Source organism: Bacillus sp. Xin1 (assembly GCF_013314535.1).
In the GTDB taxonomy this organism is placed as follows: Bacteria; Bacillota; Bacilli; order Bacillales; family Bacillaceae_G; genus Bacillus_A.
In genome coordinates, this window is record NZ_JABUAE010000111.1 from 1 (window position 1) to 2661 (window position 2661).

A 2661-nucleotide genomic window follows, 5' to 3' on the forward strand; every position below is an offset into this window, starting at 1 on the left:
GCCCAAGGAAAAGACATAAATGATCTTCCTTATAGAGCTAAATGGTTTCCATTCGCTCCTATAATTTCAATAGTACTATGTATTGTTGTTATATTAGGACAAGAATATGAAAATATTGTGAAAATGAACGTTTCATGGGTTGATTTATTTGCGACATATATTAGTGCAATTTTATTTTTATGTATTTGGTTGGGTTACAAGATAAAATATAAAACTAAAATTGTTGATCTTAAGCAATGTGATTTTAATTAAGAATTTTCTTTTTGAAAATTTATTTATAATACTCAACATTTAAACTTAGGAGGAATTTTATCATGTTATTAATCGGCACAGAAGTATTACCATTTGAAGCGACAGCTTACCAGAATGGTGAATTTATTGATGTTACAGAAAAAAACTTCAAAGATAAATGGAGTGTAGTTTGCTTCTATCCTGCTGACTTCACATTCGTATGCCCTACTGAACTTGAAGATTTACAAAATCAATATGCAACTTTAAAAGAACTTGGAGTTGAGGTATACTCTGTTTCAACTGATACTCACTTTACTCATAAAGCATGGCATGATAACTCAGAAACTATTAATAAAATTAAATATATTATGATTGGTGATCCGACTCGAAAAATTTCTAGTAATTTCAATGTATTGATTGAAGAAGAAGGCCTTGCTGCACGTGGCACATTTATTATTGATCCAGATGGTATTATTCAATCTGTTGAAATTAGCTCTGACGATATCGGTCGTGATGCAAGTATCCTTGTAAACAAAGTAAAAGCTGCACAATACGTCCGTAATAATCCAGGCGAAGCTTGCCCAGCTAAATGGAAAGAAGGCTCTGCAACACTCAAACCAAGCCTTGACCTTGTAGGTAAAATCTAATAAATAAACAAAAAGAAATACAATTTAAGGAGTAAGACACAATGTTACTAGATGCGGATATCAAAGGACAATTAGCCCAATATCTTCAACTGATGGAAAGGGATGTATTATTAAAAGTTAGTGCAGCATCTGATGACACATCTAAAGATATGCTAGCTCTTGTAGATGAATTAGCAGCAATGTCATCAAAGATTAAGGTAGAAAAAATAGAATTAGAAAGAACACCAAGTTTTAGTATAAACCGTGTCGGTGAAGATACAGGAGTAGTTTTTGCAGGTATCCCTCTAGGACACGAATTTAATTCTCTAGTTCTAGCTTTACTACAAGTTAGTGGCCGCACTCCAAAAGTTGAGCAAAAAGTCATTAACCAAATTAAAAATATTCAAGGTGAATACCGCTTTGAATCTTACATTAGCTTAAGCTGCCACAACTGTCCCGATGTTGTACAAGCACTGAACTTAATGAGCGTTTTAAACCCCCATATTAAACATACTATGATTGACGGCGCTGCATTTAAGGAAGAAGTTGAAAATAAAGACATCATGGCAGTACCAACAGTATTCTTAAATGGTCAAACATTTGGAAGCGGACGTATGGTGATTGAAGAAATTCTTACAAAACTAGGAGTTGGCCCAGATTCTTCGGGATTTGCTGATAAAGATCCATACGATGTTCTTGTTGTTGGTGGTGGCCCTGCTGGTGCAAGTGCAGCAATCTATGCAGCACGTAAAGGTATCCGCACTGGTATCGTTGCTGAGCGCTTCGGTGGTCAAGTAATGGATACTATGGGCATTGAGAACTTCATCAGTGTAAAACGTACCGAAGGTCCTAAGCTAGTAGCAAGCCTTGAAGAGCACGTAAAAGGTTACGACATCGACGTAATGAATTTACAACGTGCGAAGCGTCTAGAAAAGAAAGGCTTAATCGAAGTAGAACTTGAAAACGGTGCAGTTCTAAAGAGTAAGAGCGTAATCGTTGCTACCGGTGCACGTTGGCGTAATGTTGGTGTACCTGGTGAAGCTGAGTTTAAAAACAAAGGTGTAGCATACTGCCCACACTGTGACGGCCCATTATTCACTGGAAAAGATGTGGCAGTTATCGGTGGTGGTAACTCTGGCGTTGAAGCAGCAATTGATTTAGCAGGTATCGTAAAACACGTAACTATTCTTGAGTTCATGCCAGAACTAAAAGCTGATGCTGTATTACAAGATCGTCTGTACAGCTTACCAAACGTAACTGTATTAAAGAACGTTCAAACGAAAGAAATTACTGGTAGTGACAAAGTAGAAGGTATTTCTTACATCGATCGTGAAACTGAAGAAGTTCACCATATCGAATTACAAGGTGTATTCGTTCAAATCGGTCTTGTACCAAACACAGACTGGTTAGGTGAAACAGTTGAACGTGTTCGTGGTGAAATTGTTTCAGACAAGCATGGCGCTACAAACGTACCTGGTGTATTTGCTGCGGGTGACTGCACAAATACACCATACAAACAAATCATTATTTCAATGGGATCAGGCGCAAACGCATCTCTAGGTGCATTTGATTACCTAATCCGTAACTAACAGCATAATTTGATAACAATTAGAAAGTATTAAATTTGTTAATAAAGAACCTATAACAATCCAATATATCCTATCCTTTAAACCAGATATATTACCAAGAAGGTATTATATCTGGTTTTCGTATGTATTATAAAAATGGTTCTGGTGCAAAAATCATTTGATAGAGGCATAGAAACCTGTATAGACTGTTCAATGGTAGATTATGATGCAATTCC

2 protein-coding genes and 1 pseudogene are annotated in these 2661 nt (G+C 36.4%); all 3 read left to right on the plus strand.

Annotated features, from left to right (window positions below):
* Positions 1 to 252, plus strand: a pseudogene (locus HRG09_RS27840) (amino acid permease); the annotation flags it as partial.
* Between the two features lie 62 nt (positions 253 to 314).
* Entirely contained in the window at positions 315 to 878 is a 564-nt protein-coding gene (gene ahpC, locus HRG09_RS27845; protein WP_098398388.1) for an alkyl hydroperoxide reductase subunit C, read from the plus strand.
* A gap of 41 nt (positions 879 to 919) precedes the next feature.
* Positions 920 to 2446, plus strand: coding sequence for an alkyl hydroperoxide reductase subunit F (ahpF, locus tag HRG09_RS27850; RefSeq protein ID WP_174104035.1), 1527 nt, complete (start codon positions 920 to 922; stop codon positions 2444 to 2446).
* Positions 2447 to 2661 lie beyond the last annotated feature (215 nt).

What these genes read in the sequence shown, in the direction of transcription:
- ahpF (WP_174104035.1), top strand. Translation starts at nt 920, where the DNA reads ATGTTACTAGATGCGGATATCAAAGGACAATTAGCCCAATATCTTCAA.
- ahpC (WP_098398388.1), top strand. Translation starts at nt 315, where the DNA reads ATGTTATTAATCGGCACAGAAGTATTACCATTTGAAGCGACAGCTTAC.